The sequence below is a fragment of the Pseudoclavibacter sp. Z016 genome, from assembly GCF_002931215.1.
Classification (GTDB): Bacteria; Actinomycetota; Actinomycetes; order Actinomycetales; family Microbacteriaceae; genus Pseudoclavibacter.
In genome coordinates this window covers 701617-715480 of record NZ_PSTU01000011.1, presented here as the reverse complement: position 1 = coordinate 715480, position 13864 = coordinate 701617, and the positions used below count along the sequence as shown (strand labels likewise).

The window sequence follows — 13864 nt, the reverse complement described above, 5'->3', positions numbered from 1 at the left end:
CGACCGATCCGCCCCGGCAGACGGAGTCGTCCACCTGCCCACGATCGTCCCCGGTGAACGCACGGTTGTCTTTCCAGCGCTCATGGCTCTTGCACCGGTTGTCGTCGCGCTTGTCCTCTGGGCGCTGCTGTCCTCGCCCGTGATGCTGGCCTTCGCTTTTCTCGGGCCAGTGATGGCGGTGGCCAGCTATGCGGAGTCGAGACGTCAGTCGCGAGCAGAGCACGGGCGAGCTCAGGCGGTCTTCGAGAGCGAACTCGATGTCTGCGTGCGGGAGGCCCGGGTGCTCGCTCGGCACGACCTCCGAGAACTCCATCGTTCCGCGCCTGGGGCTCGGGCGCTCATCTCGGGTGGATCAGCTGCCCGGGAGTCCCAGCTGAACCTGGGCTTCGGGTGTGTGCGCGCCCGGTTCAAGATCCAGGGAGAGCTCCGCGAGCTGCCCGACGAGGCGCACGCGCGCCTCGAGCCGTTCCTCGTCCTCGAGGACGCTCCCGTCCTAGCCGACAGCGAGAGGGTCAGGCTCACCGGCAACCCGCACCTGATGCTCGCGGTCAGTCGCGCGCTGCTGCTCCAGCGTGCCGCCGGCCGCGTCGCCATCGGCGCCGGCGCGGTTGGGGAGGCATTGAACGGCGAGATCCGAGGGCTCCGAGGGGACTGGCGCCCTGTCCTCGCGGCGGATCACGGCCCCGGGATGCTCCTCGACTTCGGCACCGACTTCGACCCCCGCGCCAGTGCCTCTAGCCCCTCACCGCGTCCGCGCACACCGCGCCGCGAGGTCCGCATCCGGATGCTGAGCCCGACTCGGGCGAGCGTGGAGCTCGCTGACGGTCAGTCTCTGACGGTGCGACCGGAGCTGGTCACCGTCGAGGAGCTGCGCGCCTTCGCCCAGCGAAGAGCGCCGTGCGAGTCCGGCCAACTGATCGAGGGCCCCTACGGTGATGCCGCCGCCGCAGCCTCGACGCTTCGCCTCCGGAGGGTGCCCCATCACGCATCGCTGGCAGCGCAGATCGGTACCCGGAACGGTGTGGCGTTCCAGGTCGACCTCGTCGCGGCCGGACCCCACGCCGTTGTCGGCGGGACGACCGGGTCCGGCAAGAGCGAGCTGCTGGTCACCTGGGTCCTCGCGATGACGGCCACGAGGTCCACTCGTGACGTGCAGGTGCTCTGCTTCGACTTCAAGGGCGGTGCGACCTTCGACCCGATCGCCGCCCTCCCGCACTGTGTGGGCGTGGTCACGGACCTCGACGACCACGAGGCGCGGCGGGCGGCAACGAGTCTGAGCGCCGAGATCCGCTTCCGTGAGCGGGCTCTCCGTGCTGCCGGTGCGAAGCATGTGGGCGAGCTGCCGAGCCTTGCCAGGCTCGTCGTCGTCGTCGACGAGTACCAGGCGCTCGTCGACTCGGATGCCGAGCTCCAAGCGGTGTTCTCCGACATCTCCGCGCGCGGGAGGAGCCTCGGCGTCCACCTCATCCTCTGCGCGCAGCAGCCAGCGTCCGCGGTCAGGGGCGCGACGCTCGCGAACTGCAGCATCCGCATCAGCCTGCGCGTCATCGCCGAGGCCGACAGCACGGCCGTCATCGGCAGCGGGGCCGCCGCCGACCTCCCCGCATCGACGCCTGGAGTTGCGATCATCGTGGCGGGAGACGGGGCAGCACGGGTGCAGGTGCAGCGATCCTCACCGGACACGATCGCGGCCTGCATCCGAGCTTGCGCAGAGCGCGAGGCGCATCTCGGCGGGACGCTCCCGCGGCCTCCCTGGCTCCCGGCCCTGCCGGCGGAGATCGCCGCCAGCGCACTTGAAGAGCCGAGCACCCTCGATGCGTCCGGCACCCTCGATGCACCCAGCGGACGGGGTCTCGCTTTCGGTATCGCGGACGACACGGAGCTTCGACGTCAGCCGACCGCCGTCTTCTCTCCGGAGCGCGGGGCGATGCTGGTCATCGGCGGGCCGCGCACGGGCAAGACCGGATGCCTTGCGATGCTCGCCGAGACAGCACGGACCGAGCTCGGCGCCGAATCCCCGGCTGTCGTCGTGCTCAGCGTTGATCCCGAGACGGCTTGGGACCAGCTCTGGAGCCCCGAGCTCACGTCTCGCCACGGGCTGCTCCTCGCCGATGACGTCGACCTGTTCCTGTCGCAGGTCGACGAGCCGTATCGCTCCGCCTTCGCCGAGCGATTGACGCTGCTCCTTCGCCGCTCAGCCACCGGGCTCCCCGCCGTCGTGTTCACCGCGAGCAGAGCAACGGGTCATGCTTCGGTGTTGGTGGCTGCCGCAGCTCAGACGCTGCGTCTGGTCGGCGGCGATCGCGCCGCCTACGTCATGGCAGGGGGAGAGCCCTCAGATCACCGCAGCCATGCCGGACCGGGGCGAGCGAACTGGCACGGTCTTCCCTGCCAGGTCGCGCGTTCGACTCGACCCCTCCGCGCACTTCGAGGGCACTCCGACCACGCAGGAGACCCTCGAGATGCCCTTGCGCTGTCCGACACGGAGAACCTGCTGGTTGCTGCGCGCCGTATCGAGCCCCTTCGCCGCATCCTCGAGGCACGGGGCTTCGCCTGCACGACTCTCGACGCCTGGCTGGGTGACCGCGCACCTGGCGCCGGACCGATGCAGGCGCCGAACGCGGATGCCGCGTACAGGCGGGCCGTGCTCGGCATCGTCGACGAGTGGCAGGCGCAGTTCGGGCTGCTGTCGCGACTAGCCGCGGAGCATCCGGTGCTGCTCTCAGGTCTGAGCACGGGGGAGCATCGCACGCTGCTGCGGGGTGATCCGCTGCCGCCACCGGTCCTCGATGCCCGGCGGGGCGCCGTCCTCCGAGGTCGCAGCGGTGACATGACCCGCATTCGCTGGACTGACGAAGAGGCACGCCTGGACGGGCCCAGTGCCCCTCCGGCTAGAGACTCGTCGGGACCGCCGACCCCACCATGATCTCGCCGACGAGCACGCCCCCACCCAGGACCTCGAGGCCGAGGCGCGGCAGCAGCTGCTGCACACGGGTCACATCGGCCGCCCCAGCCGCCACGAGCAGCTGCAGGCCGACGAGCGTGCTGGCGCGGTTTGAGCCGTCGAGCATCTTCATGGCGACTGCCGTGCCGTCGGGGGCGGCCATGACGAGCACACCCTCGGCGCCGGACTTCGCCAGGACGCCCAACTCCGACACGACGATCGAGTTCGGCCGTTCGTGGCCCTCGATGAGCCAGCCGTTCGCGAGGACCGAACGCCAGACCGACGCGGCTGCTTTGAACAGCGGGAACGGAGAAGCTGCGCTCGACGTGGCGAGGCGGCTCGCGGCGGACGCCAACCCGACGAGGCTCACGGCGAAGACCGGCGCGCCGCAGCCATCGATCCCCACCGCGCTCGGGCGTTCCCGGGTCATCCGCTCGATCGTGTCCTTGATGGCGAGCTGCAGAGGATGCTCGGCGGCGAGGTAGCCCTCGACCGGCCAGCCCTGCGCCACGCAGGCAGCCAGCATGGCGGCGTGCTTGCCGCTGCACTCCATGTACACGGCCGCCGATGCCTCGCCCGCTCGAACGAGGGCGTCCCTCGAGGCGCGGTCTCTCGGCCAGGAAGCCGGACAGGCGAGCGCGCGGTCGTCGAGGCCCGAAGCATGGAGGATCTCGCGCACGTGCGCGACGTGAGCCGGGGAGCCCGAGTGGCTCCCGCATGCGATCGCCGTCTGCTCATCCGTCAGCTGCGCGCCGAGCGCCAGGGCAGTCTGCGCCTGGAACAGCTTGAGGGTCGATCGAGGGAACACAGGCTGGTGCCCGTCGCCGAGCTCGGCCCGGAGCGTCGCATCGGCATTCGTGACCACCGCGGCTCCGATGTGCCTGGATTCCACGAAGCCTGATCGAGTGACGATGGCGAGTTCGACGGCGGCTTCAGCCGGCAGGGTTGATGCTTGGCTCATGATCGGGCAAGCCTACGGGGTGCGTGGCCCGCATCGAGGGCAGCCCCCGGCCCGGCGACCAAGGCGGATCGACAGCAAGAGGACGGCTCAGCAGGTCTACGCTTGACCTCCGTGGAATCTGTCTTGCTCTTCATCGTCGGCGTGCTGGCCGCAGTCATCGGCCTCGCGGCGTCGATCGCGTTGCACGAAGTGGGCCATCTCGTGCCAGCCAAGCGCTTCGGCGTGCGGGTCACGCAGTACATGATCGGCTTCGGGCCGACGCTGTTCTCCCGTCGACGCGGCGAGACGGAGTATGGAGTCAAGGCGATCCCGCTCGGCGGCTACGTCGCGATGATCGGCATGTACCCGCCAGCGAGGGCCGGCGAGGCCGCACGCACGGGTGGCACCGGGTTCATGTCGAGCATGATCGACGACGCCAGGCTGGCTTCCGCCGAGGGAGTCGAACCCGGGGAGGAGGGGCGCACGTACGCGTCTCTGCCCGTCTGGAAGCGCATCGTCATCATGGTCGGCGGGCCCGCCATGAACTTCGTCATCGCGATCCTCGGGTTCATGATCGTGTGCTCGGGGTTCGGTCTCTACCAGCCGTCGACCACGGTCGGCTCGGTCTACGAGTGCGTCGTCGCCGCCGGTGCGGTGGCGCCGGCCGAGGGCGAGCCCTGCGAGACGCCCGCGCCAGCGTTCGAGGCCGGGCTCATGCCCGGGGACACGATCACGAGCGTCGACGGCGTGCCTGCCGACAGCTGGGACGTGCTGCAGGACGCGATCCGAGTGAGTCCGGGTGCGTCGATCTCGCTGGGCGTCGAGCGGGCCGGCGAGCAGCTGCAGCTCGAGCTCACTCCCCGAGTGAACACCGTCTACGAGCTGGACGAGCTGACGGGCGCGCGCGTCGAAGCCGCGGATGGCTCCTACGTGACCGAGGAGGTCGGGTTCGTCGGCATCACTCCAACGCAGGAGCGCACTCGTCAGTCGCCGCTCTACGCGTTCACGATGGCAGAGGCGAACGTGCGCGCCGTCGGGAACTTCCTCATCACCATGCCGGAGCGCATCGTCGAGATGTGGAACGCCGGATTCGGCGGCGCCGAACGAGACCCGAACGGGCCCATGAGCGTCGTCGGAGTCGGCCGCATCACGGGCGAGGTGGCCGCCGAGACGAGCATCCCGGTCGTGGACAGGGTCGCGACGATCGTGCAGCTGGTCGCATCCGTCAACATCGCGCTCGGCGTCATCAACCTGGTTCCGTTGCCGCCGCTCGACGGCGGCCACGTGCTCGCAGCGCTCATCGACGGGATCCGTCGTCGCCTCGCGAAGCTCTTCGGACGCCCAGACCCCGGTCCATTCGACACCGCCAAGCTCCTGCCTGTGACCTTGGTCATCGCGGGGTGCCTCATGGCGATGAGCGCGCTGTTCATCTACGTTGACATCGTCAATCCGATCCGGCTGTTCGAGTAGCCTCCGGAGAGCTGAACGCGGGGGCCGGGCGAGATCATTACGCTTTCCCTTGGAAAACACTGAAGTGCACGAGGCGAGATCACAAGAGTCGGCAGGCAGACCCCGCCGCAGGAAGAAGGATCCGTGACGATTGTCGGCGGTCAGCAGCTCAAGCTCAGCCAGCAGGAGCTCCAGGAGGCGGGCAGGTCCATCGGCGCCGTCTCGCGGGCCTTCGCCCACAAGGTCGTCGGTCAGACGCAGCTCCGCGAGACGTTGCTGGTCGGGCTCATGTCGGGCGGACACGTCCTGCTGGAATCCGTCCCCGGCCTCGCGAAGACGACGGCGGCGCAGACGCTCGCGCAGTCGGTGCGCGGTTCCTTCAGCCGCATCCAGTGCACCCCCGACCTGCTCCCGTCCGACATCGTCGGCACCCAGATCTACGACGCGGCGGAGCACCGCTTCTCGACGCAGCTCGGGCCCGTGCACGCGAACTTCGTGCTCCTCGACGAGATCAATCGCTCGAGCGCCAAGACCCAGTCGGCCATGCTCGAGGCCATGCAGGAGCGACAGACGACCATCGGCGGCACGCTCTACCCGCTGCCGGACCCGTTCCTCGTGATCGCGACGCAGAACCCGATCGAGCAGGAGGGAACCTACGTCCTGCCAGAGGCGCAGCTCGACCGGTTCATGCTCAAGGACGTGCTCGAGTACCCGAATCCGGCAGAGGAGTCCGAGATCCTGAGGCGCATCGACGAGGGTGTGTTCGATCACGGCGAGCCAGCCGCCGTCGATCTGCAGGACGTCACTCGCCTGCAGGAGCTCACCTCGCGCGTCTACGTGGACAAGGCGATCACCGAGTACATCGTCGGCCTCGTCTACGTCACGCGCCACGCGGGCGAGTACATCGCACCGGAGCTCGCACGCCTCGTCGAGGTCGGCGCCTCGCCACGCGCCTCGATCAACTTCGCCAAGGGCGCGCGAGCCGTCGCGCTGCTGCAGGGGCGCGACCATGTGGTCCCCGAGGACGTGCGCAGGCTCGCGCACCGCATCCTCCGCCACCGCATCATCCTGGGCTTCGAGGCGGATGCCACGGGTGTGCGCGTCGAGCAGATCATCGACGCCGTGCTCGGGGCTGTCCGCACTCCGTGACCATGGCAAGCGAGCGACCCCTCCTCTCGAAGGTCAAGTCGAAGATGTTCCTGCACGCGCGACGGCGCGTGCTGCACATGCTCGACGGTCAGTACTCGTCGCACTTGCGTGGCCGCAGCATGGACTTCGATGATCTTCGGGAGTACGTCCCGGGTGACGAGATCAAGGACATCGACTGGAAGGCGAGCGCGAGGACCGGTCAGCCGCTCGTGAAGCGCTACGTCGCCGAGCGGCGGCACCGGGTGCTCTTCGCGGTCGATGGCGGGCGCAACATGGCCGCGCTCTCTGCGAGCGGCGAGCCGAAGCGCGAGGTGCTCGTCTCCGCCCTCGGCATCCTCGGCTACCTCGCCATCCGGCACGGCGACGAGGTGGGGCTGGTCACGGGCAGCTCTGCCGGCATCAGGCAGCTGCCGTTCCGCAGCACGTCGTCGGCGCTCGAGCGGATGCTGCACGCGGTCTACGACGGCGTGGGCCTCGGGACGGCCACGAGCGATATGAACGCCATCCTCGAGCGGGTCCGCCTCACGGTCCGTCATCGGGCGCTCCTCGTCGTCATCGCCGACGAGTTCGACTGGGACGACGAGCGAGCGGCCCTCGTCCGTCGCCTTGCCGCGCAGCACGAGATCGTCTGGCTGCAGATCACGGATGCCGAGCCGCACCTCCGAGGGAGGCGCGGTGAGCTGGCCTTCGATGTCGAGGGCAACTGGGCCATGCCGAGCCTCTTCGGCGGCGACCGGCTGCTCGAGCGAGAATTCGAGTATGCGGAGCAGAAGCGCACCATCGAGATGGAGCAGACGTTCGAGGCGAACGCGGTCTCCTACGCCGAGGTCGCGAGCGAGCAGCAGGTCGCTCCGGTTCTCCTGGCTCTCCTGAAAGCGAGGGCGAATGTTCGCCGCTGATGTGCAACCGCCAGAGGGGACCGTCATCCCCGTCATCGACTACGCCCAGTTCTGGCTGGTGCTCGGGTTCCTGATCCTCGCGGCCATCGTCGCCTACTACTTCCTCGTCGTGTACCTGACGCGTCCTCGGCCGCCCAAGGCCGCGCCAGTGCTCCCGCCGGCCAGGCCTCCCGTGCGCGCGCTGCAGCAGGAGTACCTGGAGCGTGTGGACGAGGTGGCTTCGAGGGCGGCAGCGGGGGAACTCACGCCCCGCCGAGCCCACGCCGAGCTGAGCGTGCTGGTCCGCGGCTTCGTCGCAGCTGTCTCGACCGTGCCGGCAGACAAGATGACGCTCACCGACCTCAGGCGCACGGAGCTGCGCGGTGTCTCCCACACCGTCGGCCAGTATTACCCGATGGTCTTCGGGGCGCACGATCCGAGCGGTGCTGAGGCCGGCGTGGCGGCGGCACGGGAGGTGATCGCGACATGGCGGTAGCGATGTGGTGGCTGAGTCTCTCCCTGATCGCCGCCGCGGCGATCGTCGCGGGTCTCGCCTGGTGGAGGATGCGGAGGAAAGGGCAGGCCAACGCGATCCCGGTCGCGAACTCCCGGCGTCTCACGAGGCTCCCCGCCTATCGTCGCGCGGTGGCTCGGTACTCGAGCCTCATGACCGCGGTCGGTGTCGTGCTCGCGATCCTCCTGGCGGTCACGAGCGTCGCAGCGGGCCGCTGGGTCTACCAGCGCGTCGAGTCCCCGGAGAAGTTCAACAGGGACATCGTGCTCTGCCTCGACATCTCGGGCTCGATGGTGGAGTACGACGTCGAGGTCCTCGACCGGTACCTCGAGATGCTCCCCGGCTTCGACGGGGAGCGGATGTCGCTCATGCTGTGGGATGCAACCGCGGTTCAGCTCTTCCCCCTGACCGATGACTACGCCTTCGTCGAGACGCAGCTGCAGCAGGTCCGCGATGAGATGGAGTCCGCCTCGGGCGGGTCCAACGCCGAGTACTCGTTTGCCCAGGGCACGCAGAGTGCGGCCGGCGCGTCGCTCGTGGGAGACGGACTCGCGTCCTGTGCCATGACCTTCGGCGAGTTCGATCCGGCGGCCGATGACGGCAGGTCGCGGTCGATCATCTTCGCGACGGACAACGCCGTCAACGGGGATCCGCTCGTCTCGTTCCCAGAGGCGGCGGAGTACACCGAGGCGCGTGGCATCACGATCTACGCGCTCGACGCGAACCAGTTCGAGGACGCGTTCGCGGACCAGTTCCGGACGACGGTCCTGCAGGCGGACGGGAGCTATTTCAAGCTCACCGATCCTGCGAGCGTGTCCGGCATCGTCGACCAGATCACGAGCGAGCAGACCTCGCTCATGGTCGGTCAGCCCCAGCTGCTCATCACCGACCGGCCGAATGTGTGGCTCATGCTCATGCTGGTGTTCGCGTCCATCTACGTCGTGCTCGCCTGGAGGCTCCGACTATGACCTGGAATCCGATCCTCCCCGCGTTTGTCCTGGTCCTGCTCGGCATGGCGCTGCTCGGCTTCTGCGTCTTCGCGCTCGTCCGGGCGGCAGACCGACGTCGGCGAATCAACTGGGCGCTCCGGCTCGCTGCGTGCGCGCTCGTCGTGCTCGCGGCGTTCCGTCCGGGCATCGGGAGCGCCTCGGCGCCGAACCTCGAGAGCGACGTGGACGTGCTGTTCGTCGTCGACACGACGGCGAGCATGGTCGCTGAGGACTGGGACGGCGCGCCGAGGCTCGACGGGGCGAAGGCGGACATCTCGGCACTCGCGGCGGCTCACGAGGGCGCGCGCTTCGGGGTGGTCACCTTCGATGCTGCCGCCGTGCAGCGACTGCCGTTCACCGCGGATACGACGGCCCTCGACTCGCTTGTGCAGACGCTTCGTCCTGAGGTGACGCAGTACTCGCGTGGCAGCTCCATCTCCATCGCGGAGCCGCTGGTCGAGGACGTCCTCAAGGCCGCGGCTGAGGCTGAACCCGAGCGGGCACGCATCGTCTACTACCTGGGCGACGGCGAGCAGACCGCCGACACCGAGCCGGAGTCCTTCCGAGGGCTTGCCGGGTATCTCGCCGGGGGTGCGGTCCTCGGCTACGGGACGGAGGCGGGTGGTCCGATGAAGGAGACCGCAGGCACGCTGGACACCGGCGAGCCGAGCTACATCGTGGATGCGCAGGGCCAGCAGGCGCTCTCGGTCATCGACCCGGCAGCTCTGCAGACCATCGCCGACGATCTCGTGGTGCCGCTCGAGATCCGCGAACCGGGCACCGAGGTCGTGGCCGCCGATATCGACAGCAGCCGGGTGACGCAGACGGGCGGGAGCGCGGAGACGGCGTTCGAGGTCTACTGGATGCTCGCGGCAGCGGCGTTCCTCCTGCTGCTTCGGGACGTCTGGGAGTCCATTCGCCACTTCATCGAACTGAGCAGGGCAAGGGGAGGTTCCGCATGAGTCGACGCACCAGGACACCGCGATCTGCGGTTCCGGACGCGGCCAGAGCCGTGAAGCGCCGTCGACGCTTCATCGTGTTCAGCATCCCGTTCGCGCTCCTCGCGGCCGCGTTCGCGACGAAGCTCATCAGCATGTCGGTGATCGCTGATCGGACGGTATCCCTCTACTCGGAGGGCGACTACGAGGGCAGCATGAACTCGGCGCAGCAGCAGAAGTTCGTCAACATCCTCGAGGCCTGGAAGGCCCCGTACAACACGGGCACCTCGATGCTGCAACTGGGGCTGCTCGATGAGGCTCGGAGCGAGCTCGAGACAGCGCTCCCGATGGCCGAGCCGCCTCAGCAGTGCCCGATCCGCGCCAACCTCGCGATCACGATCGAACGCCTGGGCGACGCGCGGCTTGCGGCAGACGACAAGGCCGGCGCCGTCGCCCTCTGGCAGGAGGCGCTTGCCGTCGTGGATGCGCGTGACCCGAGCTGCGCCTCTACCGAGTTCGAGCCTCCGACGACCGAGTCGACCGAGCGCATCCAGCAGAAGCTGCAGGAGCAGTCCGAGGCGCAGGAGCCGAACGAGGGGGAGGAGCCCCCGGAGTCGACGCAGTCGCCCGAGATGACCGAGCTCGAGGAGAAGCTGGAGCAGAACCAGCAGGATCGGCAGGATGAGCTCGACCAGGAGCGTGGCGAGACCGAAGGCGACTCGTCGTACGACAAGCCGTGGTGAGGCATGGCCGCGCCGCTTTCGGCGTGGCCATGGCCTCGATCCACGAGACAGCGCACTGCCTCGTGCACGACTAGCATTGGCCGGGTGACTACTCGCCTCTCCAAGCTCTTTGTCCGCACCCTCCGCGAAGACCCCGTCGACGCCGAGGTCGCAAGCCACAGGCTCCTCGTCCGCGCCGGCTACATCCGTCGTCAGGCGCCTGGCGTCTTCGCGTGGCTGCCGCTCGGCCTGAAGGTGAAGCGGCGCATCGAGCAGATCGTCCGCGAGGAGATGGAAGCCGCCGGCGCCCAGGAGGTCCACTTCCCGGGGATCCTGCCCGCGGACTTCTACGAGGCCACCGGGCGCCTCGACGACTTCGGCGACGGCATCTTCCGTCTCGAGGACCGGAAGGGCGCACCGCTCGTGCTGGCGCCCACCCACGAGGAGGCCTTCACCCTCGCGGTCAAGGATCTCTACTCGTCCTACAAGGATCTGCCCCTCGCGATCTACCAGATCCAGGACAAGTACCGCGACGAGGCACGGCCCCGCGCCGGCCTGCTGCGCGGCCGCGAGTTCACGATGAAGGACGCCTACTCGTTCGACATCGACGATGCCGGGCTGGACGTGAGCTACCAGGCGCAGCGGGATGCCTACGAGCGCATCTTCGACCGCCTCGGCCTCGAGTACGTCATCGTCGCGGCCAACGCTGGCGCCATGGGCGGCTCGCGCAGCGAGGAGTTCCTGCACCCGACACCCGTCGGGGAGGACACCTTCGTGCGCTCGCCTGGCGGGTATGCGGCCAACGTCGAGGCCTACGCAGCGCCGACCCCTGCGCCGATCGATGCGGGCTCCGCCGGCCCTGCCACGGTCTTCGACTCGCCGGATACGCCGACCATCGCGACGCTCGTCGCGCATGCGAACGAGACCGTGCCGAAGGTCGACGGCCGCGACTGGACCGCCGCGGACACGCTCAAGAACGTCGTCATCGCGCGCCTGAACACGGATGGCACCCGAGACGTCGTCGTCGTCGGCATCCCCGGTGATCGAGAGCTCGACCTCAAGCGCCTCGAGACCGCACTGCAGCCGGCCGAGGTGGAAGCCGCGACAGCGGAGGACTTCGCGAAGCACCCCGGTCTCGTTCGCGGCTACATCGGCCCGTGGGCTGCCCAGGGGCCGGTGCTCGGCGAGGAGTCGAGCACGGGCCTCGCCTACTTCCTCGACGAGACGGTCGCCGAGGGATCGAGCTGGATCACCGGCGCGAACATCGCGGGCAAGCACGTGCACTCACTGGTCGTCGGGCGCGACTTCACGGCCGATGCGCGGGTCGGAGCAGCCGAGGTGCGCGATGGCGACCAGGCTCCCGACGGCAGCGGCCCCATCACGACGGCACGCGGCACCGAGATCGGGCACGTCTTCCAGCTCGGCCGCAAGTACGCGGAGGCGCTCGGGCTCAAGGTGCTCAACGAGCAAGGCAAGCTCACGACCGTGACGATGGGCTCATACGGCATCGGAGTGACCCGCAACCTCGCGCTCATCGCAGAGGCGAACCACGACGACCGTGGCCTGATCTGGCCGGAGCAGGTGGCTCCGTTCGATGTGCAGATCGTCGCGACGGGACGCAACGAGGAGCCCTTCGCCGTGGCGGAGGAGCTCTCGGCCGCGTTCGATGCCGCTGGTCTCGACGTGCTCTACGACGATCGCAAGAAGGTCTCGCCCGGCGTGAAGTTCGGTGACGCCGAGCTGCTCGGCGTGCCGTGGATCGTCATCGCGGGCAAGGGCGCAGTCGACGGGCAGGTCGAGCTCTGGAACCGCCGGACGAACGAGCGCGACGCGGTCTCCAAGGACGACGTGCTCGAACTGCTGCTGTCCAAGCGCGGCAACTGAGCTCACTGCGGGATGGGGCCTCCGCTCGCCCCATCCCGCGTGCCCGACGGGGAGCTCCGTGCGCCAGCATGCGGTAAACTCGTTCTTTCATCTGAATAGAGGGAGCGCCATGAAGATCGACCTTGCTGTCCTGAGGATTCTCGAGCGAGAGCGTGAGATTCCATTCGAGGAGCTTGCCAGCATTCTCGAGCAGGCGATCCTGACCGCGTACGAGAAGCACGTGTCGCAGGAACTCGGCCAGGACGTGCCGCCGGCCTCGACCCGCGTGCACCTCGACCGCAAGAGCGGTGAGGTCAACGTCTTCGTGCCGGAGATGGACGACGACGGCGAGATCATCGGAGAAGCGCAGCTTCCGGCCGACGATTTCGGACGAGTGGCCGCGTTCGCTGCCAAGCAGGTCATCAACCAGCGCATCCGCGACATCGGCGACGACAAGGTCCTCGGCGAGTTCCGGGGGCGTGAGGGCGACATCGTCGCTGGCGTGATTCAGCAGGGTCCGAACCCCCGCATGATCCACGTCGACCTGGGAACGGTCGAGGCCATCCTGCCGCCTGAGGAGCAGGTGCCCGGTGAGGACTACTCCCACGGGCGTCGCCTCCGCGTCTTCGTGACCAAGGTCGAGCGCGGCAGCAAGGGGCCGCAGATCACGGTTTCTCGAACCCACCCGTCACTCGTGCGCAAGCTGTTCGCGCTCGAGGTGCCCGAGATCGCGAGCGGCGTCGTCGAGATCGTCTCGCTGGCGCGCGAGGCCGGACACCGCACGAAGATCGCCGTGCGCGCCACCCAGGAGGGGATCAACCCCAAGGGGGCCTGCATCGGCGAGCTCGGTGCCCGCGTGCGTGCCGTGACCAACGAGCTCGGCGAGGAGAAGATCGACATCGTCGACTACTCCGAGGACCTGCCGACGTTCGTGGCGAGTGCCCTCAGCCCGGCCAAGGTGTCGAGCGCGTTCGTGATCGACCGCGCCACGAAGGCAGTTCGTGCCCTCGTTCCCGACTTCCAGCTGTCGCTCGCGATCGGCAAGGAGGGGCAGAATGCGCGCCTCGCTGCCAAGCTCACGGGGGCGAGAATCGATATCCAGCCCGACTCGATCCTCGAAGACGGAGACGAAGCGCGCGCAGAGGGGTAGTATGTCGTCTGTACGAACGTGCGTTGGATGCCGTTCGCGCTCAGAACGAAGTCAGCTCCTCAGGGTTGTGCTTCGTCAGGGAAGTCTCGAAGTCGATATCTCGGCGAGTCTCCCCGGGCGCGGAGCCTGGATCCATCCGACCGCGGAGTGCACCAAGCTGGCGATTGAGCGGCGCGCATTCCTGCGGGCCTTCAAGACAGGCAAGGTGGACACCGAGGCGCTCAGCAGGCACGCGAGCACATTGGAGCAGGGCGAACGCACTGCTCCGACCACGAGAAAAGGCTGATCGGACCATGGACAACTCATGAGTGACTCACGATGAGGCACA

General features: G+C 68.5%; 12 protein-coding genes. 11 read left to right on the top strand and 1 reads right to left on the bottom strand.

Translation table 11 applies throughout. The features are described from left to right. Positions 1-82: 82 nt before the first annotated feature. Positions 83-2926: an FtsK/SpoIIIE domain-containing protein gene (locus C5B99_RS09470; RefSeq protein ID WP_181059283.1), complete on the top strand. Its 2844-nt coding sequence runs from the start codon at positions 83-85 to the stop codon at positions 2924-2926. On the opposite strand, the gene C5B99_RS09465 is transcribed toward C5B99_RS09470, so the two are convergent. Then, on the bottom strand, positions 2892-3905 hold the full coding sequence (locus C5B99_RS09465; protein ID WP_104241484.1) for an asparaginase: 1014 nt from the start codon (positions 3903-3905) through the stop codon (positions 2892-2894). The two genes, C5B99_RS09470 and C5B99_RS09465, sit on opposite strands and share 35 nt — an antisense overlap. A 111-nt stretch (positions 3906-4016) precedes the next feature. Between C5B99_RS09465 and C5B99_RS09460 the strand changes: the two genes are divergently transcribed. The 10 genes from C5B99_RS09460 to C5B99_RS09415 all read left to right on the top strand — a co-directional run bounded on the left by C5B99_RS09460 (position 4017) and on the right by C5B99_RS09415 (position 13822). Further along, on the top strand, positions 4017-5354 hold the full coding sequence (locus C5B99_RS09460) for an RIP metalloprotease (RefSeq protein ID WP_104241483.1): 1338 nt from the start codon (positions 4017-4019) through the stop codon (positions 5352-5354). 123 nt (positions 5355-5477) lie between these two features. Next, complete coding sequence (locus C5B99_RS09455) at positions 5478-6482, top strand: AAA family ATPase (RefSeq protein ID WP_374953440.1); 1005 nt, start codon at positions 5478-5480, stop codon at positions 6480-6482. Positions 6483-6484: 2 nt separating this feature from the next. Beyond that, positions 6485-7381 (top strand): DUF58 domain-containing protein, encoded by an 897-nt coding sequence (locus C5B99_RS09450; protein WP_104241482.1) that lies wholly within the window; start codon positions 6485-6487, stop codon positions 7379-7381. Next, positions 7368-7856: a hypothetical protein gene (locus C5B99_RS09445; protein WP_104241481.1), complete on the top strand. Its 489-nt coding sequence runs from the start codon at positions 7368-7370 to the stop codon at positions 7854-7856. Before C5B99_RS09450 ends, C5B99_RS09445 begins: the two co-directional genes overlap by 14 nt. Next, positions 7847-8842: a VWA domain-containing protein gene (locus C5B99_RS09440; protein WP_146080508.1), complete on the top strand. Its 996-nt coding sequence runs from the start codon at positions 7847-7849 to the stop codon at positions 8840-8842. Before C5B99_RS09445 ends, C5B99_RS09440 begins: the two co-directional genes overlap by 10 nt. Further along, a complete protein-coding gene (locus C5B99_RS09435; RefSeq protein ID WP_104241479.1) occupies positions 8839-9825 on the top strand; it encodes a VWA domain-containing protein in 987 nt (328 codons plus the stop codon). Before C5B99_RS09440 ends, C5B99_RS09435 begins: the two co-directional genes overlap by 4 nt. Next, on the top strand, positions 9822-10544 hold the full coding sequence (locus C5B99_RS09430; protein WP_146080991.1) for a hypothetical protein: 723 nt from the start codon (positions 9822-9824) through the stop codon (positions 10542-10544). The genes C5B99_RS09435 and C5B99_RS09430 overlap by 4 nt, the downstream gene beginning before the upstream one ends. Positions 10545-10628: 84 nt before the next feature. Further along, the gene (locus C5B99_RS09425; protein WP_181059285.1) at positions 10629-12407 is read left to right on the top strand and encodes a proline--tRNA ligase; all 1779 of its coding nucleotides are present in this window, start codon (positions 10629-10631) and stop codon (positions 12405-12407) included. A gap of 109 nt (positions 12408-12516) precedes the next feature. Next, positions 12517-13536, top strand: coding sequence for a transcription termination factor NusA (nusA, locus tag C5B99_RS09420; RefSeq protein WP_104241476.1), 1020 nt, complete (start codon positions 12517-12519; stop codon positions 13534-13536). Next, the gene (locus C5B99_RS09415; protein WP_308471422.1) at positions 13442-13822 is read left to right on the top strand and encodes a YlxR family protein; all 381 of its coding nucleotides are present in this window, start codon (positions 13442-13444) and stop codon (positions 13820-13822) included. The genes nusA and C5B99_RS09415 overlap by 95 nt, the downstream gene beginning before the upstream one ends. Positions 13823-13864: the final 42 nt, after the last annotated feature.